At 54.9% G+C, this 25,978-nt stretch carries 24 protein-coding genes; 17 read left to right on the top strand and 7 right to left on the bottom strand.

Annotated elements, in window-relative coordinates:
• Nucleotides 1–24: 24 nt before the first annotated feature.
• The 4 genes from GFB57_RS21455 to ybbA all read right to left on the bottom strand — a co-directional run bounded on the left by GFB57_RS21455 (nt 25) and on the right by ybbA (nt 5,550).
• Nucleotides 25–855: a MetQ/NlpA family ABC transporter substrate-binding protein gene (locus tag GFB57_RS21455; RefSeq protein WP_003021862.1), complete on the bottom strand. Its 831-nt coding sequence runs from the start codon at nt 853–855 to the stop codon at nt 25–27.
• 275 nt (nt 856–1,130) lie between these two features.
• Nucleotides 1,131–2,264, bottom strand: a complete 1,134-nt coding sequence (locus GFB57_RS21460; protein WP_003021860.1) for a porin — start codon at nt 2,262–2,264, stop codon at nt 1,131–1,133.
• A gap of 188 nt (nt 2,265–2,452) precedes the next feature.
• The gene (gene ybbP / locus GFB57_RS21465) at nt 2,453–4,867 is read right to left on the bottom strand and encodes a putative ABC transporter permease subunit YbbP (RefSeq protein ID WP_003021858.1); all 2,415 of its coding nucleotides are present in this window, start codon (nt 4,865–4,867) and stop codon (nt 2,453–2,455) included.
• Nucleotides 4,864–5,550 (bottom strand): putative ABC transporter ATP-binding protein YbbA, encoded by a 687-nt coding sequence (gene ybbA, locus GFB57_RS21470; protein ID WP_003021853.1) that lies wholly within the window; start codon nt 5,548–5,550, stop codon nt 4,864–4,866. The genes ybbP and ybbA overlap by 4 nt, the downstream gene beginning before the upstream one ends.
• Here ybbA and tesA point away from each other — a divergent pair.
• The 3 genes from tesA to GFB57_RS21485 are packed head-to-tail and all read left to right on the top strand — an operon-like array spanning nt 5,518 to nt 7,856.
• Nucleotides 5,518–6,144, top strand: coding sequence for a multifunctional acyl-CoA thioesterase I/protease I/lysophospholipase L1 (gene tesA / locus GFB57_RS21475; RefSeq protein ID WP_003021850.1), 627 nt, complete (start codon nt 5,518–5,520; stop codon nt 6,142–6,144). The genes ybbA and tesA overlap by 33 nt on opposite strands.
• Nucleotides 6,145–6,172: 28 nt before the next feature.
• A complete protein-coding gene (locus GFB57_RS21480) occupies nt 6,173–6,943 on the top strand; it encodes an SDR family oxidoreductase (RefSeq protein ID WP_003021847.1) in 771 nt (256 codons plus the stop codon).
• A gap of 58 nt (nt 6,944–7,001) precedes the next feature.
• Complete coding sequence (locus GFB57_RS21485; RefSeq protein ID WP_003021844.1) at nt 7,002–7,856, top strand: co-chaperone YbbN; 855 nt, start codon at nt 7,002–7,004, stop codon at nt 7,854–7,856.
• A 78-nt stretch (nt 7,857–7,934) separates the two neighbouring features.
• Here the strand turns inward: GFB57_RS21485 and fetB are convergent, their stop codons facing one another.
• Nucleotides 7,935–8,714: an iron export ABC transporter permease subunit FetB gene (gene fetB / locus GFB57_RS21490; RefSeq protein ID WP_003021842.1), complete on the bottom strand. Its 780-nt coding sequence runs from the start codon at nt 8,712–8,714 to the stop codon at nt 7,935–7,937.
• Complete coding sequence (gene fetA / locus GFB57_RS21495; RefSeq protein WP_003021838.1) at nt 8,701–9,378, bottom strand: iron ABC transporter ATP-binding protein FetA; 678 nt, start codon at nt 9,376–9,378, stop codon at nt 8,701–8,703. Before fetA ends, fetB begins: the two co-directional genes overlap by 14 nt.
• A 134-nt stretch (nt 9,379–9,512) precedes the next feature.
• Here fetA and GFB57_RS21500 point away from each other — a divergent pair, with 134 nt between their 5' ends.
• From GFB57_RS21500 to GFB57_RS21515, 4 genes are read left to right on the top strand one after another with little or no spacing between them, the layout of a single operon-like run.
• Complete coding sequence (locus GFB57_RS21500) at nt 9,513–10,430, top strand: SPFH domain-containing protein (protein ID WP_003021835.1); 918 nt, start codon at nt 9,513–9,515, stop codon at nt 10,428–10,430.
• A complete protein-coding gene (locus GFB57_RS21505; RefSeq protein ID WP_003021832.1) occupies nt 10,427–10,885 on the top strand; it encodes an NfeD family protein in 459 nt (152 codons plus the stop codon). The genes GFB57_RS21500 and GFB57_RS21505 overlap by 4 nt, the downstream gene beginning before the upstream one ends.
• Nucleotides 10,886–10,904: 19 nt before the next feature.
• Nucleotides 10,905–13,049: a hypothetical protein gene (locus GFB57_RS21510; RefSeq protein WP_003021828.1), complete on the top strand. Its 2,145-nt coding sequence runs from the start codon at nt 10,905–10,907 to the stop codon at nt 13,047–13,049.
• On the top strand, nt 13,019–13,735 hold the full coding sequence (locus GFB57_RS21515) for a DUF3142 domain-containing protein (protein WP_003021825.1): 717 nt from the start codon (nt 13,019–13,021) through the stop codon (nt 13,733–13,735). Before GFB57_RS21510 ends, GFB57_RS21515 begins: the two co-directional genes overlap by 31 nt.
• Here the strand turns inward: GFB57_RS21515 and cueR are convergent.
• Nucleotides 13,732–14,142, bottom strand: coding sequence for a Cu(I)-responsive transcriptional regulator (cueR, locus tag GFB57_RS21520; protein ID WP_003021822.1), 411 nt, complete (start codon nt 14,140–14,142; stop codon nt 13,732–13,734). The two genes, GFB57_RS21515 and cueR, sit on opposite strands and share 4 nt — an antisense overlap.
• 289 nt (nt 14,143–14,431) lie before the next feature.
• Between cueR and GFB57_RS21525 the strand changes: the two genes are divergently transcribed.
• From GFB57_RS21525 to ybaK, 10 genes are all read left to right on the top strand, one after another.
• Nucleotides 14,432–16,576 carry a TonB-dependent receptor gene (locus tag GFB57_RS21525; RefSeq protein WP_003021819.1) on the top strand — a complete coding sequence of 715 codons (2,145 nt, stop codon included), beginning with the start codon at nt 14,432–14,434 and terminating at the stop codon, nt 16,574–16,576.
• Between the two features lie 2 nt (nt 16,577–16,578).
• Nucleotides 16,579–17,403: a hemin ABC transporter substrate-binding protein gene (locus GFB57_RS21530; RefSeq protein ID WP_290366904.1), complete on the top strand. Its 825-nt coding sequence runs from the start codon at nt 16,579–16,581 to the stop codon at nt 17,401–17,403.
• Between the two features lie 18 nt (nt 17,404–17,421).
• Nucleotides 17,422–18,759, top strand: coding sequence for a heme anaerobic degradation radical SAM methyltransferase ChuW/HutW (gene hutW / locus GFB57_RS21535; RefSeq protein ID WP_003021814.1), 1,338 nt, complete (start codon nt 17,422–17,424; stop codon nt 18,757–18,759).
• 12 nt (nt 18,760–18,771) lie between these two features.
• Complete coding sequence (gene hutX, locus GFB57_RS21540) at nt 18,772–19,266, top strand: heme utilization cystosolic carrier protein HutX (protein WP_003021812.1); 495 nt, start codon at nt 18,772–18,774, stop codon at nt 19,264–19,266.
• Complete coding sequence (gene chuY, locus GFB57_RS21545; protein ID WP_003021809.1) at nt 19,266–19,889, top strand: anaerobilin reductase; 624 nt, start codon at nt 19,266–19,268, stop codon at nt 19,887–19,889. The genes hutX and chuY overlap by 1 nt, the downstream gene beginning before the upstream one ends.
• 51 nt (nt 19,890–19,940) lie before the next feature.
• Nucleotides 19,941–20,933 (top strand): iron ABC transporter permease, encoded by a 993-nt coding sequence (locus tag GFB57_RS21550; protein WP_003021806.1) that lies wholly within the window; start codon nt 19,941–19,943, stop codon nt 20,931–20,933.
• Entirely contained in the window at nt 20,930–21,700 is a 771-nt protein-coding gene (locus GFB57_RS21555; RefSeq protein ID WP_003021801.1) for a heme ABC transporter ATP-binding protein, read from the top strand. Before GFB57_RS21550 ends, GFB57_RS21555 begins: the two co-directional genes overlap by 4 nt.
• A gap of 147 nt (nt 21,701–21,847) precedes the next feature.
• A complete protein-coding gene (gene copA, locus GFB57_RS21560; protein WP_003021797.1) occupies nt 21,848–24,349 on the top strand; it encodes a copper-exporting P-type ATPase CopA in 2,502 nt (833 codons plus the stop codon).
• Nucleotides 24,350–24,449: 100 nt separating this feature from the next.
• The gene (locus GFB57_RS21565) at nt 24,450–25,244 is read left to right on the top strand and encodes a TraB/GumN family protein (RefSeq protein WP_003021795.1); all 795 of its coding nucleotides are present in this window, start codon (nt 24,450–24,452) and stop codon (nt 25,242–25,244) included.
• Between the two features lie 201 nt (nt 25,245–25,445).
• Nucleotides 25,446–25,925 (top strand): Cys-tRNA(Pro)/Cys-tRNA(Cys) deacylase YbaK, encoded by a 480-nt coding sequence (gene ybaK / locus GFB57_RS21570; protein ID WP_003021794.1) that lies wholly within the window; start codon nt 25,446–25,448, stop codon nt 25,923–25,925.
• Nucleotides 25,926–25,978: the final 53 nt, after the last annotated feature.

Here is a 25,978-nt window from a genome sequence, read left to right on the forward strand (position 1 = left end):
CCTGTTAACCCTTGTGCGCAGCGATTATTGGGCTGCCGACATCCATTCCGGTTTCTGGAAGGCGCTGTAGATATTTTGCGGATCGTCGATCACCGCACGATACGCCGGAGATTTCACCGCCTCGACAATATCTTTCGCGAATGGTTTATCCGCATCTTCACTGCGTACCGCGATAATATTTTTCAGATTTTCGTCCAGGTGTTCCTGCTTGATGGCGCTGGCGAGATCCAGTTTTGCCGCTACGGCAAAGTTGCCGTTGACCAGCGCACCGGTCACACCGTCCAGCGTACGCGGCAGCTGTGCCGCTTCCAGCGGTTTAAACACCAGCCCTTTTGGGTTGCTGGCGATATCGCGCTCGGAGGCTTTAGTCGGATCGATGTTATCTTTGATGGTGATAAGGCCAATAGACTGCAGGAAACGCAGACCGCGAGCCAGGTTGGTGGGATCGTTGGAAAGCGTGATCACATCCCCTTTTTTCAATTCATCCAGGCTTTTGATTTTATGTGAGTAAAAACCCATCCCGGCCGTCGGGACCACAATCAGCTTGCTCAGTTTCAGGCCTTTATCGGCGGTGAATTTGTCAAAGTAGAGTGAATGCTGGAACAGGTTAGCATCGATGCTGCCATTGGAGAGCGCCATGTTAGGCTGCACGTAGTCGCTGAATTCGCGTACTACTACCTTATAGCCTTTCTCTTTCAGCGTAGGGGCAATGGCTTGTTTTACCATATCGCCGTACGGCCCAGGTGCGACGCCAAATACGATGGTGTGCGGATCACTGTTCGCATGAGCAAATTGTAATCCACAGGCCAGTAACAGCGCCCCGGTCGCGACGCGTAAACTCTGACGCAATCCCATAATCTCTCCATTTTAACGTTGTGGTGTCATGTCTCACGCCGTTCTTGCGGCGTTGTTCTTGTTGGCCTGTTAACAGGCTGATTGTTAACATGACACAGATCACAACCTGCTGTCCTTGAAATTATTTCATGATGTTGCAGAGTGTGTTTTTAAATGTGAGAAGGCATGAAAAAGCCGGATGTCGGCACAAGTGCCTTATCCGGCCTACAAATAACGCGATCCCCCTGCTCTCGTAGGCCCGATAAGCGCAAGCGCATCGGGCGGCAGGCGTTCGATTAGAAGTCGTAACGCAGACGCACCAGGTTCATGTCGCCCAGATTGTCGGTGCTGGAGGTGAAGACGTGTTCGTAATCCACACGGAAACCGTAATCCAGCTGGAAGCTGATACCCACACCGTTGTCGGTACGCAAGTAGTTACGCCCATTCACGTATTCAATACGGTCGCCCATAAAGTATGGCTGCACGGATTTCAGCGCATACTGACCAACCGGGAAGGTGTATCCCGCAAAGTATTCCAGACCCCAGGCGTCACCTGCAAAATAGTCATTAACAGAGACTTTTTTGGTGGTCATGAAGTTTTGATACCAACCGCCGCCCAGCGAGAAGGTCCAGTTGTCCGGTTTCCAGCTCAGCGCAGTACCGACGATGTTTTGATCGTAGGTTTTGCTGGTGTTGCCACGCATTTCCGCGCGGGTGTAGTTCCACGCCGTACCCCAGGTCAGGTCATCGGTGATGTGATAATCCACACCCAGCGAGCCGCCGCCTTTACGTTTGTAGCGCAAACCGTTGTTCGGGTTGTAGTCATCGCTGAACAGATAAGACGCGTAAAGATCAACATCGCCTACCGTATTTTTATACTTCAGTGATTTACGTGTACGATAAGAACCGTCGTAGTCGCCATTGATACCATTACCTGGCGCCTGGCCGATCATGTCGTAGTCCCAGATATCCGTTTTCGCACCCACCACATCATAGTAAATGCTGTTCTGTTGACCGAAGGTCAGCGTACCCCAGGTCGCGCTCTTCAGACCGGTGTACAGCATACGACGCGTGGTATCGTTGGCGCCGTTAGCATAGTGATTGTCCCAGTTGAACATCGCCGGGAAGTTAACGCCCAGCTCGTAGTAGCTCACCCAACTGATATCATCAAACAGATAATAGTCAGCAGCGAAGCGGAAACGCGTCCCGCCGTCGAAACCATTACGTTTGTAGCCATTCTTACCATCGTCACCGGCCATATTCTGGAACTGCGGACGAATACTCCCGCCGACGGTGAAGTTAAGACGGCTCAGCGGGTTGCCCGCCTGCGGATCTTGTTTCAGGACCGTGATTTCCGCCTGGGAGGCGAAAGTCGTTAATGCCACTGCTGCGCCGATCGATACCGCCAGCGCCGTTTTTTTTATAGTCATTATTTGTACCTTGATAGATAGCCTGCCAATTATTCAGCATACAAATATTAACGTTTATTAATACACTCGTGTTGTCGGGTTTTTATTGTTCTGTGCTGTTAAATATCAATGAGTTATCAATTTGTGCTACATAGATAAAAAAACGCACCGATTTAAAAAAACCGGTGCGTAATCATCACGAATATGAATTAACTGCTGAACTGACGGAACAGCGCTTTGCCTTTAAGAAGACGTGAACCAAGCCATCCGCCGCAGAGAGAGAGCAGCAATGCCCCACAAAGCGGCAACACAACCCACAGCCGCCAGTCTGGCTCCCAGGGGAAATCAAACACGCGGGTTTGCAGCACCGCCAGCGCAGTTTCCGCCCCGATGGCCGCCACCAGTCCGGCGACCATCCCGAGCATGGCGAACTCGCACCACAGCGTGGTACGCAGCAGCTTCTTACCCGCTCCCAGCGTGCGCCAAACCACCAGTTCCTGATGACGCTGACGCATCCCGACCTGCACCTGCGCCAATAGCAGCAACATACCGCAGGCGGTGACCAGCACTACCATCACCTCCAGCGCGCGGCTCACCTGCTCCAGCACCTGACTCACCTGTTTGAGGATGGCACCAATATCCAGCAGGCTGATAGTCGGGAATTCGCGGTTAAGCTGCGTCAGCATGCCGTTGCCGTTCTCCCAGCGAAAGCTGGTTAACCAGCTTTGTGGCTGAGCATCCAGCGCGCCGGAAGGGAAGATAAAGAAAAAGTTTGGTCGCAGGCTTTCCCAGTCCACTTTGCGCAGACTGCTGACCGTGGCGCTGAAATCCTGGGTATCCCCCATAAAGGTCACCCGATCGCCAAGCTTAACGTTCAGCCGTTTCGCCAGCCCCTCTTCCATCGACACTTCGCCCGCTTTTGGCGGCCAGCTCCCGGCAACGATCGGGTTATGATCCGGGCGGGTATCCTGCCAGGTCAGATTAAGCTCGCGGTTCAGCGCTTCATCCTGATTGCCTTCGGTCGATTTCTCATTGATCGCCGTCAGACGCGCCCGCACTATCGGGTAGAACGACTCCGGGATCACCTGATGCTCAGCAAGGAAAACCTTCAGCGGAGCCACCTGCTCGGTGGCAATGTTGATCAGAAAATAGTTTGGACTTTCCGGCGGCATTTGCTGCTGCCAGCGGTCGAGGAGATCGCCACGCAGCACCAGCAACAGCGCCAGCAGCATAAAGGACAGCGAAAATGCCGACAGTTGGCTCAGCGTTGACCACGGCTGGCGCAACAGCCGGCTGACCGCCAAACGCAGCGGCAGCGTGGTCAGCGTCAGACCACGCAGCAGGTTAAGCAACATCCAGCCCAACACGCCGCACAGCAGCGCCAGCACCACAGCTCCGGCCAGTACCGCCCACAGCAGCATACTTCCGCCCATCAATCCGGCCAGCAGCGCAACCACAACTATCGTTGCTACGGGCAGATAGACCTTAAGCGGCCAGACGTTTGCCACCACGTCGCGACGTAGTACCCGCAGCGGCTGCGTCGCCAGCAGCAAGCGATAAGGGCGTAGCCCCACCAGCAGAGAAATGACGGTCATCGTACCGAGTGCCCACAGCCACGGCCAAAGGCTGGCGGGCGGTAGCTCACCGGGCAGAACTGGCTTCAGTAATACCACCAGCACCCGCTCAAATAACAGCCCGAACAGCCCGCCGGTCACGCCAGACAGCGCCAGCACCATCAGCCACTGGCCGATAATCAGCTTGCGCAGCTGCGCCCTGCCCGCACCGAGCGTTTTTAATATCGCCACCAAATCGTAACGACTGCGACAGTAATGATTCATCGCCACGGCAACGGCAGCAACCGCCAGCAGTAGCGTTAACAGTGCCGACAGCAGCAGGAACTGTTGCGAACGCTCCAGTGATTTCCCCAACGCCCCTTCATCCTGCTCCAGCCCATACCAACGCTGTTCTGGCTTTAACCGCGGAAGCAGCCATTTTTCATAGGCTTCCAGTTGCTGTGGCGTACCACCAAATTTATAGCGCCAGGTCACACGGCTTCCCGGCTGGACCGCCGCCGTTTTTTCGACATCCGCCATGTTCATCATCAGGCGCGGCGCTATCTGGAAGGGATTAAAACCGGAATCCGGTTCCTGCACCACTTCTCCGGCGATGCGCAGGGTGGCATCGCCAACGTCGATGGAATCACCGATTTTTAAGTTGAGTAGCGCCATCAGACGCGGGGCCAACAGCACTGAGCCCGGCTGCGGTTTCAGCCCCGGCGGATTGGTTTGCAGCGTGCCGTACATCGGATACACATCATCCACTGCTTTGACGTTCGCCAGTTGCGGCGTATCCCGGGCAAAGGTCATGGTGGCAAAGGTGAGCTGTTCACCCACCTTCAGACCACGCTGTCGCGCCTCGTCAATCCACGCTTTCGGTACGGCGCGCGAACTTTGCAGCGACCGATCGCCCGCCATAAACTCACGACTTTGCTGGCTCAACCCTTTTTCCATGCGATCGCTGATATTGCCAAGCGCCAGTACACAGGCCACCGCCAGGCTTAACGCCAGCCAGACAATCAGTAATGAAGGCGAGCGCCATTCGCGCCAGAACCAGCGTGCAATCATGCCTCCTCCTGCAACTGTCCGTTCACCAGGCGTAAACGCCTATCGCAACGCGCCGCCAGCTGCGGGTCATGGGTCACCAGAATCAGGGTGGTACCGTGTTCCCGGTTCAGAGAAAACAGCAGGTCGGCGATTTTGTCTCCGGTCTGGCGGTCCAGATTGCCCGTTGGTTCATCGGCAAACAGCACGTCAGGGCGTCCGTTAAACGCCCGTGCCAGCGCTACGCGTTGCTGCTCCCCGCCGGAAAGCTGGGCCGGAAGATGATCAAGACGTTTTCCCAACCCCAGTTGCTCCAGCAGCGTTTTTGCCCCGTCACGACTTTTTCCGCTATTTTCGCCGCGTAGCAGCGCGGGTAGTTCGACGTTTTCCAGCGCGTTGAGGGTTGGAATTAACATGAATGACTGGAAGACAAAACCCACGTGCCGCGCCCGCAGCTGCGCCCGGGCTTCTTCGTCCATAGTGTGCAGCGCCTGCCCCACCAGGCTGACTTCACCGCTGGAGCCATCGTCCAGCCCGGCGAGGATCGCCAGCAGCGTGGATTTCCCCGATCCCGACTCGCCAATCAACGCAATGGTCTCGGCGCGTTTGACAACCAGTTCAACTCCGGTAAGGATGGATAGCTCTTGATCACCCTGACCGACGGATTTCTTAAGATGATGAACTTCAACAATGTTTTCCGCTGGCATTGGCCTTTCCTGTTCCTGGTCCTGTTAACTTTCCGCGCCGCCGCTGCGGACACGTTATTAATTCTGGGTGACAGCCTGAGCGCCGGATACCGTATGTCCGCCAGCGCCGCGTGGCCTGCGCTACTTAATGATAAATGGCAAACCAAAACGCCAGTGGTGAATGCCAGCATTAGCGGCGACACCTCGCAGCAAGGTCTGGCCCGTCTACCTGCATTACTCAAGCAGCACCAGCCGCGCTGGGTGCTGGTCGAACTTGGCGGTAACGATGGCCTGCGCGGCTTTGCGCCTGCGCAAACCGAACAAACCCTGCGCACGATTCTGCAGGATGTCAAAGCGGCAAATGCCGAACCGCTGCTGATGCAAATTCGTCTGCCGGCAAACTATGGCCGCCGTTATAATGAAACCTTTAGCGCGATTTATCCAAAGCTCGCCAAAGAGTTTGATATTCCTCTGCTGCCATTTTTTATGGAAGAGGTTTATCTGAAACCCCAGTGGATGCAGGATGATGGTATTCATCCTAACCGTGACGCTCAGCCGTTTATTGCCGACTGGATGGCGCAACATCTCACTCCTCTAGTAAATCACGACTCATAAAACAACGGAGATCCTGACAGGTAAAGTTATGCAAAAATCGGTCTTAATAACAGGATGTTCCAGCGGAATCGGTCTGGAAAGCGCGCTTGAACTAAAGCGCCAGGGTTTTCAAATTCTGGCAGGCTGTCGCAAACCTGACGATGTCGCGCGTATGAACAGTATGGGATTCACTGGCGTATTGCTGGATCTGGATTCACCCGAAAGCGTGGATCGTGCCGCCGATGAAGTGATCGCCCTGACCGATAATCGTTTATATGGGATCTTTAACAACGCCGGATACGGTGTCTATGGTCCCCTGCCCACCATCAGCCGTGAACAGATGGAACAGCAATTTTCCGCCAACTTCTTTGGCGCACATCAGCTTACCATGCGCCTGTTGCCCGCTATGCTCCCTCACGGCGAAGGGCGTATCGTGATGACTTCATCGGTGATGGGATTGATCTCAACGCCGGGACGCGGCGCCTATGCCGCCAGTAAATATGCGCTGGAAGCCTGGTCCGACGCGCTGCGTATGGAACTGCGCCACAGCGGCATTAAGGTCAGCCTGATTGAGCCCGGCCCCATCCGTACCCGCTTTACCGAAAACGTCAACCAGACCCAGAGCGATAAGCCCGTCGAGAACCCCGGCATTGCCGCGCGTTTTACGCTGGGACCAGAAGCGGTTGTCGCCAAAGTACGTCATGCATTTGAGAGCGATAAACCAAAGCTACGTTATCCGGTTACGCTGGTGACCTGGGCAGTGATGCTACTTAAACGCCTCTTGCCAGGCCGCATAATGGACAAAATTTTACAGGGTTGAGTTGAAGCACGCGCGTCAGCCCCCATGTAACAAGAAATCGACAAAAGAGAGTAACTCCATGTCCACACAGAATATTGTTAACATTAACGAATCGAACCTGCAGCAGACCCTTGAACAGTCGATGACCACGCCGGTCCTGTTCTATTTTTGGTCTGAGCGCAGCCAGCACTGCCTGCAATTGACGCCGGTACTGGAGAGCCTTGCCGCCCAGTACAACGGTCAGTTTATTCTCGCCAAGCTCGACTGCGACGCCGAGCAGATGATCGCTTCTCAGTTTGGCCTGCGCGCCATCCCTACGGTTTATCTGTTCCAGAACGGTCAGCCAGTAGACGGATTCCAGGGCCCGCAGCCGGAAGAGGTTATCCGCGCACTGCTGGAAAAAGTGTTGCCGAGCGAAGAAGAGCTGAAAGCGCGTCAGGCTATCGAATTCATCGAAGCCGGTAATCACGCGGATGCACTGCCGCTGCTGAAAGAAGCCTGGCAGATCTCCAACCAAAGCAGCGAAATTGGCCTGCTGCTGGCGGAAACGCAAATCGCCCTCAATCGTTCTGACGATGCCGAAGCGGTGCTGAAAACCATTCCGTTGCAGGATCAGGACACCCGCTATCAGGGACTGGTGGCGCAGATAGAACTGCTGAAGCAGGCGGCGGATACGCCGGAAATCCAACAGCTGCAGCAGCAAGTCGCCAGCAATCCGCAGGATGCGGTGCTGGCAACTCAACTAGCCATCCAGTTACATCAGGTCGGACGTAACGAGGAATCACTGGAACTGCTGTTCAGCCACCTGAAGAAAGATCTCACTGCTGCCGACGGTCAGGCACGTAAGACCTTCCAGGAGATCCTTGCCGCACTCGGAACCGGCGATGCGCTGGCCTCAAAATACCGCCGCCAACTGTACGCACTGTTGTACTAATCCGTTTGATTTTGCCCGATGGCGCTTGCGCTTATCGGGCATACAAATTCTACCAATACCGATCCCTCCGGCATCACATCACGTCTTCTTCAAATGCGTTACGACTAATTGGTGGCGCGAATTATAGAACTTCCGATAAGTCAGGTAGCAGGCAATAATGGTCGACAGGCTGGCGGTAGAAAGCAGCATAAACGTCACCATAATCTGATATTTAATCGCTTTTACTGGATCAATACCCGCGAAGATCAACCCGGACATCATCCCCGGTAAACTTACCAGCCCTACCGTTTTTGCAGAGTCGATCGTTGGGATCAGCGAGGCGCGAATGCTGTCGCGAATCAGCGGCGCAGAGGCCACTTTCGGCGTCGCGCCGAGGCTAAGTTTTTCCTGAATTTGCTGCTGTTCGCTGTTAAACCGCTGTCCCAGATTGTTGTAACACAGCCCCACTGCCACCATCGCATTGCCTGCAATCATGCCGGAGATCGGGATGACCTGCATCGGCGTGAACTCGATAGAGCCAGACAAAACCAGCACCGAAAGCGTTAGCCCCGCCCCCACCGTGATAGCGATAAACGACGAGAGGAAAGCTTTATCAATATATTTACTGCGCTTTTGTGCGTTATAAGCCGCGTTAAAGCAGATAAACAGCACCATCAGTAAGGTCAGAATACTGTGGTTAACGCCAAAAATATATTTCAGCACATAACCAACGATAATCAGCTGAACCACTGCCCGACAAACGCTCCAGAGAATATCTTTCTCCAGCGCCAGTTTTTCTTTGTGGCTAATCAGGATCGCCACCACCACCAGCATCATCGCTAATGCCAGGGACTCATTGGTAATATTATGCTCGTTCATTGCGTGCTTCCTGCATTTCTCCGGCGTGCGGTTGAAGGGTTATGACATTATCCGCATGCGTAATTTCATCTTTGTCGTGCGTCACCCACAGCACCGCAATATTCTTATCGCGAACATAGTGGTGAATTAATTCGTTCACATTACGTTTATTAGCCTCATCCAGCGCGCTGGTGATTTCATCAAGCAGCAGAATTTTTGGCAGAAACTGCAAATTACGAATTAGCGAGACGCGCTGCTTCTCGCCACCGGACAGCTCATTGATGCTTTTTTTGAGGATCGTCTCGGGGAGATCAAAATGGGCCAGATCGCTCAGAAACGCATCCGGCTCCGGACGTTTGTTACGGATTTGCCAGGGGAAAATGAGGTTGTCGTAAACGGTGTCACCAAATAAAGCAGGCGTTTGCGCACAATAGGAGACCTGCTGGCGATACGTTTCCGGCTTGAGGGTATTTATCTCCTTGCCTTCAAAGAGAATTTCACCGGCAGTCGGACTCATTAATGACGCCACAATCTTGAGTAACGTACTTTTCCCACAGCCGGACTGGCCGGTTATCAGCTTAAATTCTCCGGCGCGGAGATCAAAACTGATGTTATTGAGAACCTGCGTCTCCCCTGCCTGCCATGCGACATTTTTTAACTGAAGCAAAATACTGCTTTCTTCCATTACCCATTCCTTTTTTACATCTTTCGTGCAGACAGTCTATGCCTGTAATTTATTATAAGGGAGCCCACCTTGATAAATCGGGTATAATTTGATTAATGAGGCAGTAAAGGACAGCACAACAGGAGGTTTCATCAATGCTCATTTTTATTCCTATTCTTATTTTTGTCGCGCTGGTGATCGTCGGCGCTGGCGTCAAAATCGTCCCGCAGGGATATCAGTGGACGGTAGAGCGTTTTGGCCGTTACACCAAAACCCTGCAACCGGGTTTAAGCCTTGTTGTGCCGTTCATGGACCGCATTGGTCGTAAGATCAACATGATGGAACAGGTGCTTGATATCCCTTCTCAGGAAGTCATCTCCAAAGATAACGCCAACGTCGCAATTGATGCCGTGTGCTTTATTCAGGTGATCGACGCGCCGAAAGCCGCCTATGAAGTCAGCAACCTGGAACTGGCGATTATCAACCTGACCATGACCAACATTCGTACCGTTCTCGGTTCGATGGAACTCGATGAAATGCTCTCCCAACGCGACAACATCAACACGCGCCTGCTGCATATTGTTGATGAAGCCACGAATCCCTGGGGCATCAAAATCACCCGTATCGAGATCCGCGACGTGCGTCCTCCGGCAGAACTTATCGACGCGATGAACGCGCAGATGAAAGCCGAACGTACCAAGCGCGCCTACATTCTTGAGGCCGAAGGGATCCGTCAGGCAGAAATCGTCAAGGCCGAAGGTGAGAAACAGTCGAAGATCCTTAAAGCGGAAGGTGAACGCCAGTCCGCGTTTTTACAGGCTGAAGCGCGTGAACGTTCAGCAGAAGCCGAAGCTCGCGCAACGCAGATGGTGTCTGAAGCCATTGCTGCTGGGGATATTCAGGCAGTGAACTACTTCGTGGCACAGAAATACACCGAAGCGCTGCAGCATATCGGCTCGTCGAATAACAGCAAAGTGGTGATGATGCCGCTGGATGCCAGCAGCCTGATGGGCTCTATTGCCGGGATCGCCGAACTGGTTAAGGACAGCGCCAGCGAGCGGAAAAAATCATGATAGCGATGATTCTGGTGCACCCGCACATCTTCTGGCTCAGCCTCGGCGGTTTGCTACTCGCCGCCGAGATGCTGGGCGGCAACGGCTATCTGCTGTGGAGCGGCGTGGCAGCGGTGATTACCGGTCTGGTCGTCTGGCTCGTTCCGCTAGACTGGGCGTGGCAGGGGGCAATGTTCGCCGTCCTCACCCTGCTGGCGGCGTGGCTGTGGTGGAAATGGCTGGCAAGGCGCGTTCAGGAGCAGAAACCCGCCGACAGCCATCTTAACCAGCGCGGACAGCAGCTGGTTGGCCGACGATTTATTCTGGAAACCGCCCTAGTCAATGGTCGCGGACACATGCGCGTCGGCGATAGCTCATGGCCCGTTAGCGCCAGCGACGATTTGAGCGCCGGAACGCAGGTTGAAGTCATTGCCGTTGAAGGGATAACCCTGATTATTAAAGCGGTATCACACTAAAAAGACAGGAAATAAGACTATGGTCAGGAAGACACCCCTTGCCTTTGCCCTTTGCACATTACTGACCGCCGCCCCGCAGGCATTCGCCTCTTTCGATATGGAAGACTGCAAATGGAGCGACGACAGCTGCCTGCTGAAAGGCACGCCGACCTTCAACCCTGAAAACGACAGTCGCGACAACCTGCTGCGGCTGCTGAGCCAGGAAAAATCATTTGCTCTGCCGGTGCAATCAATGCCAGCGGATATCACCCGCTCCCGGGATTTCTATTTTGCCTATCACCCGCAATGGGATGAGGCAACCTCGCAGCCAGCCGCTGCTCCGGCATCCGCCGCAGACAGCCCACTCTCCCGACAGATGGCCGAACTGAACATTAGCGCAGACGAAATAAACGTCAACGACGCTGAGCTTGAGAACCGTCATGTTTCGAATAACACCGAGAGCGTCAGCGCATTTTTTGCCGCACTGCTGGCCGACTCGACGTTAACGGCGGAACAGCGCCAGGCCTTAGCCCAGGCGCGTACGGGGCTGCTATCCGGGGCAACCCGCGAGCAAATTGAGTCTTCACTTGCCACCCTCCCGGCTGATTCACCGGCTCAGTCCTATAAAAATTATCTGGCCGCAGCTGCCAGTTTCTATGCCGGTGATTATGCCAGCGCCGAACGGGATTTCACTCAGCTTGCCAAAAGTGAGCGCCCGTGGCTGGCAGAGACCGCGCAATACATGCTGATGCGTGCGGCCTTGAACAAGAGCAGCCAGAACAGCGTAGGCGAGTACGGCGATTTTGATATTGCAAAAATTAACCGCGAGGACGCGACTCAGGCTCAGACGCAGGCACAAGCCTACCTGCAACGCTTCCCGCAAGGCCTGTATGCCGACTCCGCGCGCGGTATGCTGCGTCGCATCAACTGGTATTTACAGGCGTGGCCGCAGCTGGCCGGGTTGTATGAGCAGACGCTCCAGCAGTCGGCTGACGCTCGGCAACTGCGAGAAATAGTCATCGAATACGATAATGTTTACGGTATGGCGTTCTACGAACAGTCCGTGGTGGAAGCATTCCCCGATGCGCCGCTTGTCAGCTATATCGAACTACTGCGCGCGCTGCGTCTGGATAACAACAGTAAACCCACGCTGACCCAGGCGCAGCTCGATGCCAGCAAACCGGTGTTTGAGCAGAGCCAAAAACTACCGCTATGGCGCGATCTGCAACTGAATCTGTGGCTGGCGACGGAGAACTACGCGGCGATTATTCAGGCAGTTACGCCAGCGCAGAAACTTGCCGTTCACGATACCCTCGCCTTCAGCGAACAAGTGCTGTACGGCGAAGCGCTGATGGGCCAGAAGAACTGGAGCGCGGCGCGTGATTTCTGGCTGCAGTTGCTAAAACTCAGCCAGGACAACGAACAGCAGCAGTATGTACAGGCTAAGCTCGCCGCAACGCTGGTTTATAGCGGCGACGTGGCGGCGGTATTTGCCCCAGAAAGCGCAGTAACCAACCTGCGTTTTCGCTCGCAGATACTGAAAACACAGGCCTCGCCTGAACTGCTGCGCCAGCAGGCCATCCATGGACCTAACAATGAAGAGCGTACCATCGCCCTGCATACGCTGCTGGTACGCGATCTTACCGAAAACCGCTTTGGCGACTGGTTGAATGACAGAAAACTGGCCAGCGCCATTACTCCGCCGGTTATTGGCGACGCGTTTGATGACGTTAATCTGAGTATTTTCGACTGGAACGGCGACGCTGCCGAGCGCGGTTACACCTGTCGCAGCCTCAATGAAACGGTAACGGTATTGAGCAAAAAAGCGGATGATGCCCACGCGCTGAACTGCTTAGGCGAATTCTTCCGCACCACGCAAACCCACGTCGATTTGTGGAAAAACAGTGCTGGCAACGACGTTCTTGAATCAGCAATATCGCGCAAGGAGCCGTTCGGTCAGTTCGACAGGCAACGCTACTATCAGCAGGTGATCACTTCGCCGAAAGCAGAGGTTGAAGACAAGAGCTTCGCGCTGTATCGCGCCATCATGTGCTATGCGCCGTCAGGCTCTAACGAGTGCGGCGGTGAGGAAGTGGATAAACTGCAGCGTAGAGGCTGGTTCACCCAACTGAAAACGCAGTATCCGGGAAGTCCGTGGGCGCAAAAACTCAAATACTACTGGTAACCGCGCTGCTGACAGGCCAGCCGCAGGCGGCGGATATCGTCGCCGCCCGTGAGCATCCGGCCTTCTGGCTGTGGTCCGGCGTGAAGGCCAGTGATGAGCTGAAAGACGCACAAACGGTCTATCTGCATCAGGGTGAGGTGCTGGTTCGTTCGGGTAACGTGGTTTTCCAGCGTCTCGGGCTGCCGGTCAGCCGCCTGTCTTTTCCCTCGATCTGGCTGACCGTGCGCTTTACCACGCTCGACGTACCGGAGGCGATCCCGGCTCGAATCATAAGATTGATGCAACGCTGGCAGGCCGCCGGGAATCATGTAGTCGGCCTGCAGGTTGATTTTGACGCGGCGACCCATCAGCTTGCCGATTACGCCCGCTTTCTGCAGCAATTACGCCAACAGTTACCGGCCGAGTTTGCACTTGGCGTGACTGGACTGCTGGATTGGGCAAAAACGGGCGACGTCGCCACGCTGAATGCGCTGGCGGTCGATGAACTGGTGGTCCAGAGCTATCAGGGCCGTCATACGGTAACGAATTATCAGGCGTATCTGCCCGCACTCAGTCGTCTGCGCATTCCGTTTAAGCTGGGGCTGGTGCAAAACGGTAGCCGGGACCCGCAGGCTGAAGCGCAGCTTGAGAAATCCCCGTGGTACCGCGGCACGGTGGTATTTATGCTTAATCCCCCTCGCCGTTAAGCCTTCGCTTTATGGTGGCAGCAGCCGGAGAGGTTATCAATGATCGGGCATTCGGCGCTGTCATCGCCAGGGCAACTCTCCGCCAGTGCCAGCAAATGCAAGCGCATGGCCTGCAGCTCGCTGATATGCCGCTCAATGTCCGCGACCTTTTCTAAGGTACGCTTTTTCACATCTGCGCTATGACGCGCCGGATCGTTAAACAGATTCACCAGTTCGCCGCACTCTTCGAGATTAAAACCCACCTGGCGTGCCTGGCGCAGCAGCGTAAGTTCATTCAGATGCTGTTGGTTGTATGTGCGATAGCCATTTTCGCTACGCAGCGGCGGCGTCACTAAGCCTTTTTCTTCATAAAAGCGTATCGCTTTGCTGGTCAAACCGGTTCTTTTCGCAACATCGCTAATATTCACATTTCCCCCGCGGATCTTGTTGGTACTGAGCCCATTATAGCCCAGATTGTCCTGATGATTTACCCGAGAACCCTGCACATTTCCCACCCTCACCGCGATGCACAAATCCTTTTAATTCACATTGTTATATCCGATTTAGATCACATTTATGCATTTAATGACTGCACGAAATTGACTCAAATCAAAAGATATATTGGTTCTACATCTTTCATCTTGAACAAAGGGAAACAATTTTATATATAAACGCGAATGATAATGATGATCATTTACATTCAATAAAGGTTCTCTTATGTTGCCACGGAATAACCAAAGGCCATTTATTCTTTCAGCCCTGACATTATGCATGTCCGGCGCCGCTTTTGCAGCTACCTCTCCAACACACGCTTCTACGTCCGACGAAGACACGGTTATCGTCACGGCTAACCGCACAGAAAGTAGCCTTTGGGATAGCCCAGCAACCATACAGGTTATCGATCGCCAGACGCTGCAAAACTCCACCAGCGTTTCTATTGCTGATGATTTACAAGATATTCCCGGCGTCGAAGTCACCGATAACGCCCTCGCAGGGCGGAAACAAATTCGTATCCGTGGCGAAGCGTCTTCGCGGGTGCTGATTTTGATCGACGGCCAGGTCGTCAGTTACCAACGTGCCGGACAAAACTACGGAGCCGGTTTGCTGATTGACGAATCCGCGCTGGAACGGATTGAAGTGGTCAAAGGCCCTTATTCTGTCCTCTACGGTTCGCAGGCGATTGGCGGCGTCGTAAACTTTATTACCAAAAAAGGCGGTGATAAGCCTCTCGGCGGCAGCGTTAAGGCTGTTTATAACTCCGCAACGGCAGGATGGGAAGAGTCGGCAGCGGCCTGGGGTAGCATCGGAAACTTTGACTACCGCATCAATGGCAGCTATTCCGACCAGGGGGACCGCGATACGCCTGACGGAAGATTGCCCAACACCAACTTCCGTAATAACGGCCAGGGCGTATGGCTGGGTTACAACTTCGATCGCCACAAAATTGGGCTCTCCCTCGATCGTTACAAACTGTCTACTCAAACCTGGTTTGACGATCCAGAGGGCCAGTTCGACGACTTTAGCGTCAAAATACCTAAGCTGGAACGCGAGAAAATCGGTCTTTTCTACGACTACGCGGCCGATGGGGATTACCTGAAGAACATCCATGTTGATGCATACAGCCAGACAATAGAGCGCAAATTTGAAAACCGGGTCAAAACGACCCAGGTGATCCCCAGCCCGATGATTAAAGCGCTGACGGTCAGCAATCAGACCAATACCAACGACAAACAGTATACCCAAGGGGTAACGCTACAGAGCAACTTCTCCCTGCCTGCTAACAACGAGCTGGTGATTGGCACTCAATATCAGCATGACAAAATAAAACAGGACACGGACGGCAGTACGCGCCAGACCGCAGCTACCGGCTTCTTCGATACGCAAACACGTACCCTGTCATACAACGAAGCGGAGCAAAGCAACACCTCATTGTTCGCGCAAAACGACTGGCGCTTTGCCGATGACTGGACGTGGACCGTAGGCGCACGCCAGTACTGGCTGTCTTCGAAGCTCAAGCGCAACGATACGCAAACCCTGCAAAGCAGCGGCAGCACCTGGCAATCCACCGGAGGAAATTCCGTTCACGATGATGAACTGGTGACCTCAACCAGCCTACGCTATTCCGGTTTTAAAGATCTTGAACTTCGGGCTGCATATGCCCAGGGCTATGTCTTCCCCACGCTGACTCAGCTGTTTATGCAGACGTCCGCAGGCGGCAGCGTAACCTACGGCAATCCAAACCTGAAGGCGGAACACTCGAATAACTATGAGCTGGGTGCACGGTATAAAGGGAATATGTGGCTGATTGACGGCGCCATTTATTACTCCGAAGCCAAAGACTATATCGCCAGCCTGGCCTGTTCAGGTCAACCCGTATGCAGCGGTAATACCACCTCTTCACGGGGCGGCTATTACTACTACGACAACATCGATCGGGCCAAAACCTGGGGCATGGAACTCACCGCAGAATACAACGGCTGGGCAGTTTCACCTTACCTGAGCGGTAATCTCATTCGCCGTCAGTACGAAGGCAATACCCTTAAAACCTGGGATACCGGCGAACCCACTCTGACCGGGCGCGTCGGCCTGAAACATACCTGGTTGATGAACGCCGCTAACCTGACGTCCGATGTCTTTATCCGCGCGGCGTCCAGCGCCAAAGATAATACCGGCACCACGGAAATCAACTACCCAGGCTGGGCCACGCTTAACCTTGCATTCAACACCGAGTTCGGTCCGCAGGATCAGTATCAGGTCAACCTCGCGCTCAACAACCTGACCGACAAGCGTTACAGAACCGCGCATGAATCTATTCCAGACGCTGGTTTCAATGCCGCCGTTGGCTTTGCGTGGAATTTCTGACGATGAAAAAACTCTTGATTGGCTTACTGAGCCTCGCCTGCGTTTTCAGTGCCCAGTCCGCCGACCGCCTGGTGGTGGCGGGCGGCTCTCTTAGCGAACTGATATACGCCATGGGCATCGGCAACCGGGTGGTCGGCGTTGATGAAACCACCTCGTATCCACCCGAAACTGCCGCACTCCCGCATATCGGCTACTGGAAGCAGTTAAACAGCGAGGGCATTTTATCGCTGCATCCGGACAGCTTTATCACCTGGCAGGATGCTGGCCCTCAAATCGTGTTGGATCAGTTGCGGGCGCAAAAAGTTAACGTCGTGACGTTGCCGCGCGTACCGGCCACCGTCGAACAGATGTACGCCAACATTCGGGAACTGGCTCAAACCCTGCGCATTCGCGAACAAGGTGAGACGTTGATCGATCGCATACGTCAACGTCTGGATCGCGTTCAGCACAACGTGGCAGCGAAAAACGCGCCGGTCAAAGCCATGTTCATTCTCTCCGCTGGCGGAAGCGCGCCACAGGTCGCCGGAAAAGGCAGCGTAGCCGATGCCATTATGACCCTTGCAGGCGCACAAAATGTCGCCACCCATGCGCAGTATAAAAGCTACAGCGCGGAATCGCTGATCGCCGCCAACCCAGAGGTGATCGTGGTGACGTCGCAAATGGTGGATGGCGGTCTGGCTCGTCTGAGCGCGATTGCCGGTATTACCCACACTGCGGCCTGGAAAAACCAGCGCATTGTGGCGGTTGACCAGGCGCTAATTCTGGGTATGGGGCCGCGCGTCGCCGATGCGGTTGAAGCCCTGCACCAGCAATTCTGGCCTCACTAACTGGATTTATAAAGAACAATGAAAACTGAACACTCGCTGGATCTCACCGCGCATTTTGCGCTCGAGGGAAGTCAGCCATTTAAGGATCGCCGCGCCACGATGCCCTGGCGTGGGGCGATCCCGGTTGCCAAAGAGCTATTGTCACAAACCTGGCAGGAGGTCATCAGCCAGCCAACCCCACCGCGGAAACGGTTGGTGTACTTGCATATCCCTTTCTGTGCAACACATTGTACTTTCTGCGGTTTTTATCAAAACCGCTTTGAAGAGGATCACTGCGCCCGCTACACCAACGCGCTATTACGCGAAATAGAGATGGAAGCCGATAGCGCATTGCATCAGTCGGCCCCGATTCACGCCGTCTATTTTGGCGGCGGTACACCGTCTGCGCTGTCGGCACGGGATCTGGCCAGAATCATCACCGCACTACGTGACAAGCTACCGCTGGCGCCGGACTGCGAAATCACCATTGAGGGGCGGGTACTCAATTTTGACGATGCGCGAATAGATGCCTGCCTTGACGCTGGCGCCAATCGATTTTCGATCGGCATTCAGTCATTTAACAGCCGGATCCGCAAGAAAATGGCGCGCACTTCGGACGGCCCGACCGCGATGGCCTTTATGCAGGGGTTGGTAAAACGGGATCGAGCCGCCGTGGTCTGCGATCTGCTGTTTGGTCTGCCAGGACAGGACGCAAAGGTGTGGAGCGAGGATCTGGCGATTGCCCGCGACATCGGCCTCGACGGCGTAGATCTTTATGCGCTGAACCTGCTCCCTAATACACCGCTTGGCAAAGCGGTTGAAACCGGGCGCACAACGGTTCCCTCTCCTGCCGAACGTCGCGACCTCTATCTTCAGGGCTGCGATTTTATGGACAGCGCGGGCTGGCGCTGCATCAGCAACAGCCACTGGGCGCGCACCACACGGGAACGCAATCTGTACAACCTGCTGATTAAACAGGGCGCAGACTGTCTGGCATTCGGCTCTGGCGCAGGAGGGTCAGTCAATGGCTATTCCTGGATGGTCGAGCGCAATCTGACCACATGGCATGAATCCATCGCCGCCGGAAAAAAACCGCTCATGATGATGATGCGCACCGCCGAGCGTGGTTTCCAGTGGCGACACACCCTCCAGGCCGGTATTGAAACGGCCCGCGTCCCGCTGGATGAACTGACACCTCATGCACAAAAACTGGCCCCGCTACTGACCCAGTGGCATCACGCAGGACTGACGCGAGATGCCAGCACCTGTGTACGCCTGACTAATGAAGGGCGTTTTTGGGCGAGCAATATTTTGCAGTCTCTTGATGAACTGATTCAAACACTTAACACGCCGCGTATTGCGGTAGAGCAACCATAAAAGGAGTGAAGTATGAGCCATGTCTCTTTACAGGATTTTTTGAAAACTGAGCCGGACGGTACGCTGGAAGCTATCGCAGCCCAGTACAACACCACGCTGCTGGAGGTGGTGAAAAACCTCCCCTCCCCGACGCTGGTTTCCGGCGATCAATTTGATACCGTCTGGGAAACCGTCAGCGAATGGGGCAAAGTCACCACCCTGGTCCATACTGCTGATGTCATTCTGGAATTCACCGGTGAATTACCTTCCGGATTCCACCGCCACGGTTACTTCAACCTGCGCGGCAAAAAAGGCATGACCGGTCATATCAAGGCAGAAAACTGCACACATATCGCCCTGATTGAACGCAAATTTATGGGCATGGACACCGCGTCCATTCTCTTCTTTAACCAGGCGGGTAGCGCTATGTTCAAAATTTTCCTCGGTCGGGATGAGCATCGTCAGCTACTGGCCGACCAGGTCAGCGCCTTTCACGCGCTGTCTTCATCCTTAAAGGAACATGCCTGATGGCTCCATGGCTCATTTTTGGTGCAGGTGGTAGCGGCGTCGGCGCGAAAACACTGGCACTCGCACTGGCGGAACAACGTCCGGTGATTGCCGTCGTTCGCAACGCGCAGGTCGCTGCCGGGTTGCAGGAAAAAGGTGTGCAGGTCTTCATTGGCGACGCCTGCGACAGCCAGGTCACCGCCTGTGCCTGTCGCGCAGCGGGTCAACATGCCACGGTGATCTCCTCCATGGGCGGTGCCCAGGATTATCTGGCGCACAGAACCGTCATTGATGAAGCAGAAAAAGCGGAGATCAAACGCATGATTCTGGTGACTTCGCTTGGCTGTGGCGACAGTTGGCCCTTTTTGTCCCCACGCGCCAGGGCCGCATTTGGTCAGGCGGTACGCGAAAAATCGTTGGCTGAAAGCTGGCTACAAACCAGTCAACTGGACTACGCCATTCTCCGCCCCGGCGGTTTGCTGAACGGTGCAGCCACAGGTCAGGCGCAACGGATACAGGCCGAGGAGTGCCATGGTTTTGTGATGCGTGCAGATGTTGCAAGGCACATTCACGAACTGGCTACAGCCCCGTCACTCAATAACCAGATTTACAGTTTGGTTGAGCCAGGACTGAAACCCGCGTAAACCCCTCGCGGCGCGGGAACTTCGCGCCGCAAAGACGTTATGGAGCGTTGCGTGCTTAAGGACTCGCTTTCTTCCGTCAGCATTCTGACGGGTCTTTCTCTGTTGTTGGTCGCTCTGATGCTCTTCGGAGCCAGCCAGGGGGCGCTGAACATTAGCTTCAGCGCGCTGTTCAACGACGAATACCGTGACATCTGGTTGAACATCCGTTTGCCCCGTGTGTTGCTGGCCGTTCTGGTAGGCGCAGCGCTGGCAACGGCAGGGGTTATAATGCAGGGGCTTTTTCGCAATCCGATGGCCGATCCTGGCCTGCTTGGTGTCAGTAGCGGCTCCGCGCTGATGGTCGGTATCGCGATAGTTATCCCCTTTTCGTTTCCCGTGGTGCTGGTGCTGTATGAGCAGATGATTTTTGCCGTCGCGGGCAGCATGGTGGTCTGCACGATTATTTTCCTGATAAGCCAGCGTCATAGCCACGGCGGAATGATGCAACTGCTGTTAGCCGGTATCGCTATCAATGCTTTGTGCGGTTCGGCTATTGGCGTACTGAGCTATGTGGGCGATGAGCAACAGCTACGTCAACTTACGCTGTGGATGATGGGCAATCTCGGCCAGGCCCAGTGGCCAACGCTGCTGGTTGCCAGTACCTTTGTTCTTCCAGCCATTGCTGTCACCGTCTGTATGGCGGGCACGCTTAATTTGCTGCAATTGGGTGATGAAGAGGCGCATTACCTCGGCGTGAACGTCAAACGTAAGCGCCAGCAGTTACTGTTGCTCAGCTCGCTACTGGTTGGTGCTGCCGTTTCCGTCAGCGGCGTAATTGGTTTTATTGGCCTGGTGATCCCACATCTGATCAGAATGACTACCGGCGCCGATCATCGCTGGTTGATTCCCTGCTCGACGCTGGCGGGCGCCTGTCTACTCCTGATTGCCGATACGCTGGCCCGCACTCTGGTGCAGCCTGCCGAAATGCCCGTTGGTCTGTTAACCAGCCTGATCGGAGGACCGTATTTTCTGTGGTTAATACTGCGTAGCCGGAGGGTGTCATGATCGTTGCTGAAAATCTGGTTTACCACATTCAGGGCAGACGATTGACCGACGATGTTTCCCTGACGCTACCTGAAGGAGAGATTATCGCGATTCTTGGCCCGAATGGCGCCGGGAAATCAACGCTGCTACGCCAGCTCACGGGTTATCTGCAACCTCACAGTGGGCGCTGTAGCTTATTCGGCAAGCCGCTGAACGAATGGTCAATCACCGAGCTGGCAAAAACCCGTGCCGTGATGCGCCAGAACAGTCATATGGCCTTCCCGTTTAGCGTGCAGGAGGTTATTCGCATGGGCAGGCATCCGTATCGCACGCGCAATACGGGCGATGAAACGGAACACATCATGACGTTGTGCGACTGCCAGGCGCTGGCCGCGCGCGATTACCGGCATCTGTCGGGAGGAGAACAACAGCGGGTACAGCTGGCGCGCCTGCTGGTTCAGCTTTGGGAGCCCGTGCCTCGGCCCAAATGGTTATTTCTCGATGAACCTACCTCCGCCCTGGATATTCACCACCAGCAGCACCTTTTTCGTCTGCTGCGTCGCCTGGTGCGTGAACGGCAGTTTAGCGTCTGCTGCGTCCTGCACGATCTCAACCTCGCAGCGCGTTATGCCGACCGCGTGGTATTGATGGAACGCGGCAGGATTGTTGATAACGGGTATCCGCAGGATGTCCTGAAGCAACGGGCGCTGAACGCGCTGTACGGTGCCGATCTCACAGTCATAAATGAACCGGAGCATCGAACGCCGCTTATCGTCCTCAATCAATAACAGACCGGGAACGCTCTGAGGTGACGTTCCCGTTTTTTCCCCCTTCGCCCCTTTTTTCATCTTTTCTAAAAACACCCTTGACCTTCCCCTTGCTGGAAGGTTTAACCTTTATCACAGTCAGTTAAACCTGCAATGAAGGAGTTGGTTATGTCTCAAACAATCGATCTAACCCTGGACGGTTTGTCCTGTGGTCACTGCGTAAAACGCGTTAAAGAAAGTCTGGAACAACGTCCGGATGTTGAGCAAGCGGATGTCTCCGTGACAGAGGCGCATGTTACCGGGAGCGCCAGCGCAGAAGCGCTGATTGAAACCATCAAACAAGCCGGTTACGGCGCGGAGTTAAGCCACCCAAAGGCTAAACCGCTGACGGAGTCATCAATCCCGTCGGAAGCACTGGCAGCGGTCCCTTCCGAGCTTCCGGCAGCTACGGCTGATGATGACAGCCAACAGTTGCTGTTAAACGGCATGAGCTGCGCCAGTTGTGTGACCCGTGTACAAAATGCATTGCAAAGCGTACCGGGTGTCACCCAGGCACGGGTAAACCTGGCGGAACGCACTGCGCTGGTAATGGGCAGTGCCTCCGCCGCAGATTTAGTGCAGGCGGTAGAAAAAGCAGGTTACGGCGCAGAAGCCATTGAAGATGATGCTAAGCGCCGCGAGCGTCAGCAAGAAACCGCCGTGGCAACCATGAAACGTTTTCGCTGGCAGGCGGCCGTCGCGCTGCTGCTGGGTATCCCTGTCATGGTATGGGGAATGATTGGCGACAACATGATGGTGAGCGATGACAACCGCAGCCTGTGGCTGACGATTGGTCTGGCAACGCTTGCGGTGATGGTTTTCGCGGGCGGTCACTTTTACCGCAATGCGTGGAAAAGCCTGATGAACGGCACCGCGACTATGGATACGTTGGTCGCGCTGGGTACAGGGGTGGCATGGCTCTATTCCATGAGCGTCAACCTCTGGCCGCAATGGTTCCCGATGGAAGCGCGACACCTCTATTATGAAGCCAGCGCCATGATTATTGGTCTGATTAACCTCGGACACATGCTAGAAGCGCGGGCTCGCCAGCGCTCGTCCAAAGCGCTGGAAAAACTGCTTGATTTGACGCCACCGACCGCACGCGTCGTTACTGACGAAGGTGAAAAGAACGTGCCGCTGGCAGACGTTCAGGCGGGAATGTTGTTGCGCCTGACCACCGGCGACCGCGTGCCAGTCGATGGAGAAATTACGCAGGGCGAAGCCTGGCTAGATGAAGCGATGCTGACCGGTGAGCCGATTCCGCAGCAAAAAGGTGAAGGCGATAGCGTCCACGCCGGTACGGTCGTACAGGACGGCAGCGTGCTGTTCCGCGCCAGCGCCGTTGGCAGCCACACCACGCTGTCACGCATTATTCGTATGGTGCGTCAAGCGCAAAGCAGCAAACCGGAAATTGGCAAACTGGCCGACCGTATCTCCTCGGTGTTCGTTCCGGTCGTGGTCGCCATTGCGCTGGTCAGTGCGGCTATCTGGTATTTCTTTGGACCAGCACCGCAGATTGTCTATACGCTGGTCATTGCCACCACCGTTCTGATTATCGCCTGCCCTTGTGCGCTGGGTCTGGCAACGCCGATGTCGATTATTTCCGGCGTGGGGCGTGCCGCTGAGTTTGGGGTACTGGTACGTGATGCCGATGCGCTGCAGCGCGCCAGCACGCTCGATACTCTCGTCTTTGATAAGACCGGGACGCTGACCGAAGGCAAACCGCAGGTTGTCGCCATCAAAACGTTTGGCAACACCGATGAAGCGCGGGCAATTCGTCTGGCTGCAGCCCTTGAACAGGGTTCCAGCCACCCGCTGGCCAGGGCGATTCTGGACAAAGCAGGCGATGTCTCGCTGCCGCAGGTCAACGGTTTCCGTACGCTGCGCGGGTTAGGCGTCAGCGGCGAGACCGAAGGTCATACGTTGCTGCTGGGAAATCAGGCTCTGCTCAATGAACAGCAGGTTGATACCACTGAAATGGAAGCTGAAATCACCGTTCAGGCTTCCCAGGGTTCAACTCCGGTCCTGTTGGCGATTGATGGTAAAGCGGCGGCGCTGTTAGCGGTTCGTGATCCACTGCGTAGCGACAGCGTGGCAGCGCTCCAGCGCCTGCACCGCGCCGGGTATCGTCTGGTGATGCTGACCGGCGACAACCCAACGACCGCCAACGCCATCGCCAAAGAGGCGGGTATTGACGAGGTGATTGCGGGCGTTCTGCCGGACGGTAAGGCCGAGGCGATCAAGCGTCTGCAGAGCCAGGGGCGTCAGGTCGCCATGGTCGGTGACGGTATCAACGATGCACCTGCGCTGGCTCAGGCCGATGTAGGGATCGCCATGGGTGGCGGCAGCGATGTGGCGATTGAAACAGCCGCGATTACGCTGATGCGTCATAGCCTGATGGGCGTTGCGGATGCGCTGTCTATCTCCCGGGCAACGCTACGCAATATGAAACAGAACCTGCTCGGCGCGTTTATCTACAACAGCATCGGCATCCCGGTTGCCGCTGGGATCCTGTGGCCGTTCACCGGCACGCTGCTCAACCCGGTAGTCGCCGGGGCGGCGATGGCGCTTTCTTCCATTACCGTGGTGAGCAACGCGAACCGACTGCTGCGCTTCAAACCTAAAGAGTAACCCTTTGCCGGATGGCGCTATCAACTGCGCCATCCGGCAATTCACACATTGCGACTTTTCCGGCCACGCGCTAGCATGGTTCTCCACTTAGGGAGGTCGTATGGATTTGTTATACCGGGTAAAAACATTATGGTCTGCACTGCGCGGCAACCACTATACCTGGCCTGCCATCGACATCTCTTTGCCCGGCAACCGCCATTTTCATCTGATTGGCAGCATTCACATGGGCAGCCGCGATATGGCGCCTCTGCCTGCCAAATTACTCAAAAAACTCAAGCATGCCGATGCGCTGATTGTCGAAGCGGATGTTTCCGGTGACGACACGCCGTTTGCCGACCTGCCGACCTTTGCCGCACTCGAAGAGCGCATCAGCCCGGAGCAGTTAGATAATCTGCATAAGGTCACCGATGAACTGGGCATTTCTCCTTCCCTGCTCTCCACTCAGCCGTTATGGCAAATTGCCATGGTATTACAGGCAACGCAGGCACAGCAGCTAGGGCTGCGGGCGGAATACGGGATTGATTATCAACTGTTGAATGCGGCTAAGCAGGCGCATAAACCGATAATTGAACTGGAAGGCGCATCCAGTCAAATCGAGCTGTTATGTCAGTTGCCTGATAACGGACTGGCCCTGTTGGACGATACTCTGACGCATTGGCATACCAATGCCAGACTGCTACAGCAGATGATGGGCTGGTGGCTTGAAACGCCGCCGCGCAATAGCGAACTGACGCTTCCCAATACCTTTAGCCAGTCGTTGTATGACGTATTGATGCATCAACGCAACACAGCCTGGCGCGATCGGCTCAGAGCGATGCCTGCTGGTCACTACGTCGTGGCCGTTGGCGCGCTGCATTTATACGGAGAAGGAAATTTGCCGGAGATGTTACGGTAAAAAAAATGGCCAATATCTCTATTGGCCCGTCAAAGAGGAATTTCATCATTATTATGATCCCGGCGCTTAAAGCGTCGGTGTAGTTCGATTGTCGCTCAAAGTCATCATCCTGCCAATACTATTGCGCAAGATGGTACTATTTTTTAGACAGACATCAGGCGTATGCTTGAGTCGTATTTTGTCTGGGCCAGGAAAATTGCTATGACACCCGCCGTTAAATTACTCGAAAAAAACAAAATTTCTTTCCAGATCCACACCTACGATCACGATCCGTCCGAGACGAACTTTGGTGATGAAGTGGTGCGAAAGTTAGGTCTGAACGCGGACCAGGTTTACAAAACGCTGCTGGTTGCCGTGAATGGCGACATGAAGCATCTGGCGGTCGCCGTCACACCGGTAGCAGGTCAACTGGATCTCAAAAAGGTTGCCAAAGCATTGGGTGCCAAAAAGGTCGATATGGCCGATCCCATGGTCGCGCAACGCACTACCGGCTATCTGGTAGGCGGTATCAGCCCGCTGGGGCAGAAAAAAAGATTGCCGACGCTTATCGACGCGCCAGCCCAAACGTTTGACACCATTTATGTTTCCGGCGGCAAACGTGGGCTGGATATCGAACTGGCAGCGAGCGATCTGGCGAAAATTCTGGATGCGAAATTCGCCGATATCGCCCGCCGGGATTAAGCGGTTATAGAATGAATGCCTGATGGCGCGCAGCTTTAAGGCCTACAAATCGC

This window comes from Citrobacter sp. S39, from assembly GCF_009495675.1.
Taxonomy (GTDB): domain Bacteria; phylum Pseudomonadota; class Gammaproteobacteria; order Enterobacterales; family Enterobacteriaceae; genus Citrobacter; species Citrobacter freundii.

What these genes read in the sequence shown, in the direction of transcription:
- GFB57_RS21460 (WP_003021860.1), bottom strand. Translation starts at nt 2,264, where the DNA reads ATGACTATAAAAAAAACGGCGCTGGCGGTATCGATCGGCGCAGCAGTG.
- GFB57_RS21555 (WP_003021801.1), top strand. Translation starts at nt 20,930, where the DNA reads ATGATCGTTGCTGAAAATCTGGTTTACCACATTCAGGGCAGACGATTG.
- GFB57_RS21500 (WP_003021835.1), top strand. Translation starts at nt 9,513, where the DNA reads ATGCTCATTTTTATTCCTATTCTTATTTTTGTCGCGCTGGTGATCGTC.
- chuY (WP_003021809.1), top strand. Translation starts at nt 19,266, where the DNA reads ATGGCTCCATGGCTCATTTTTGGTGCAGGTGGTAGCGGCGTCGGCGCG.
- GFB57_RS21510 (WP_003021828.1), top strand. Translation starts at nt 10,905, where the DNA reads ATGGTCAGGAAGACACCCCTTGCCTTTGCCCTTTGCACATTACTGACC.
- GFB57_RS21485 (WP_003021844.1), top strand. Translation starts at nt 7,002, where the DNA reads ATGTCCACACAGAATATTGTTAACATTAACGAATCGAACCTGCAGCAG.
- copA (WP_003021797.1), top strand. Translation starts at nt 21,848, where the DNA reads ATGTCTCAAACAATCGATCTAACCCTGGACGGTTTGTCCTGTGGTCAC.
- hutW (WP_003021814.1), top strand. Translation starts at nt 17,422, where the DNA reads ATGAAAACTGAACACTCGCTGGATCTCACCGCGCATTTTGCGCTCGAG.
- GFB57_RS21505 (WP_003021832.1), top strand. Translation starts at nt 10,427, where the DNA reads ATGATAGCGATGATTCTGGTGCACCCGCACATCTTCTGGCTCAGCCTC.
- fetB (WP_003021842.1), bottom strand. Translation starts at nt 8,714, where the DNA reads ATGAACGAGCATAATATTACCAATGAGTCCCTGGCATTAGCGATGATG.
- GFB57_RS21525 (WP_003021819.1), top strand. Translation starts at nt 14,432, where the DNA reads ATGTTGCCACGGAATAACCAAAGGCCATTTATTCTTTCAGCCCTGACA.
- GFB57_RS21455 (WP_003021862.1), bottom strand. Translation starts at nt 855, where the DNA reads ATGGGATTGCGTCAGAGTTTACGCGTCGCGACCGGGGCGCTGTTACTG.
- ybaK (WP_003021794.1), top strand. Translation starts at nt 25,446, where the DNA reads ATGACACCCGCCGTTAAATTACTCGAAAAAAACAAAATTTCTTTCCAG.
- fetA (WP_003021838.1), bottom strand. Translation starts at nt 9,378, where the DNA reads ATGGAAGAAAGCAGTATTTTGCTTCAGTTAAAAAATGTCGCATGGCAG.
- hutX (WP_003021812.1), top strand. Translation starts at nt 18,772, where the DNA reads ATGAGCCATGTCTCTTTACAGGATTTTTTGAAAACTGAGCCGGACGGT.
- GFB57_RS21530 (WP_290366904.1), top strand. Translation starts at nt 16,579, where the DNA reads ATGAAAAAACTCTTGATTGGCTTACTGAGCCTCGCCTGCGTTTTCAGT.
- GFB57_RS21480 (WP_003021847.1), top strand. Translation starts at nt 6,173, where the DNA reads ATGCAAAAATCGGTCTTAATAACAGGATGTTCCAGCGGAATCGGTCTG.
- GFB57_RS21565 (WP_003021795.1), top strand. Translation starts at nt 24,450, where the DNA reads ATGGATTTGTTATACCGGGTAAAAACATTATGGTCTGCACTGCGCGGC.
- ybbA (WP_003021853.1), bottom strand. Translation starts at nt 5,550, where the DNA reads ATGCCAGCGGAAAACATTGTTGAAGTTCATCATCTTAAGAAATCCGTC.
- tesA (WP_003021850.1), top strand. Translation starts at nt 5,518, where the DNA reads ATGATGAACTTCAACAATGTTTTCCGCTGGCATTGGCCTTTCCTGTTC.
- ybbP (WP_003021858.1), bottom strand. Translation starts at nt 4,867, where the DNA reads ATGATTGCACGCTGGTTCTGGCGCGAATGGCGCTCGCCTTCATTACTG.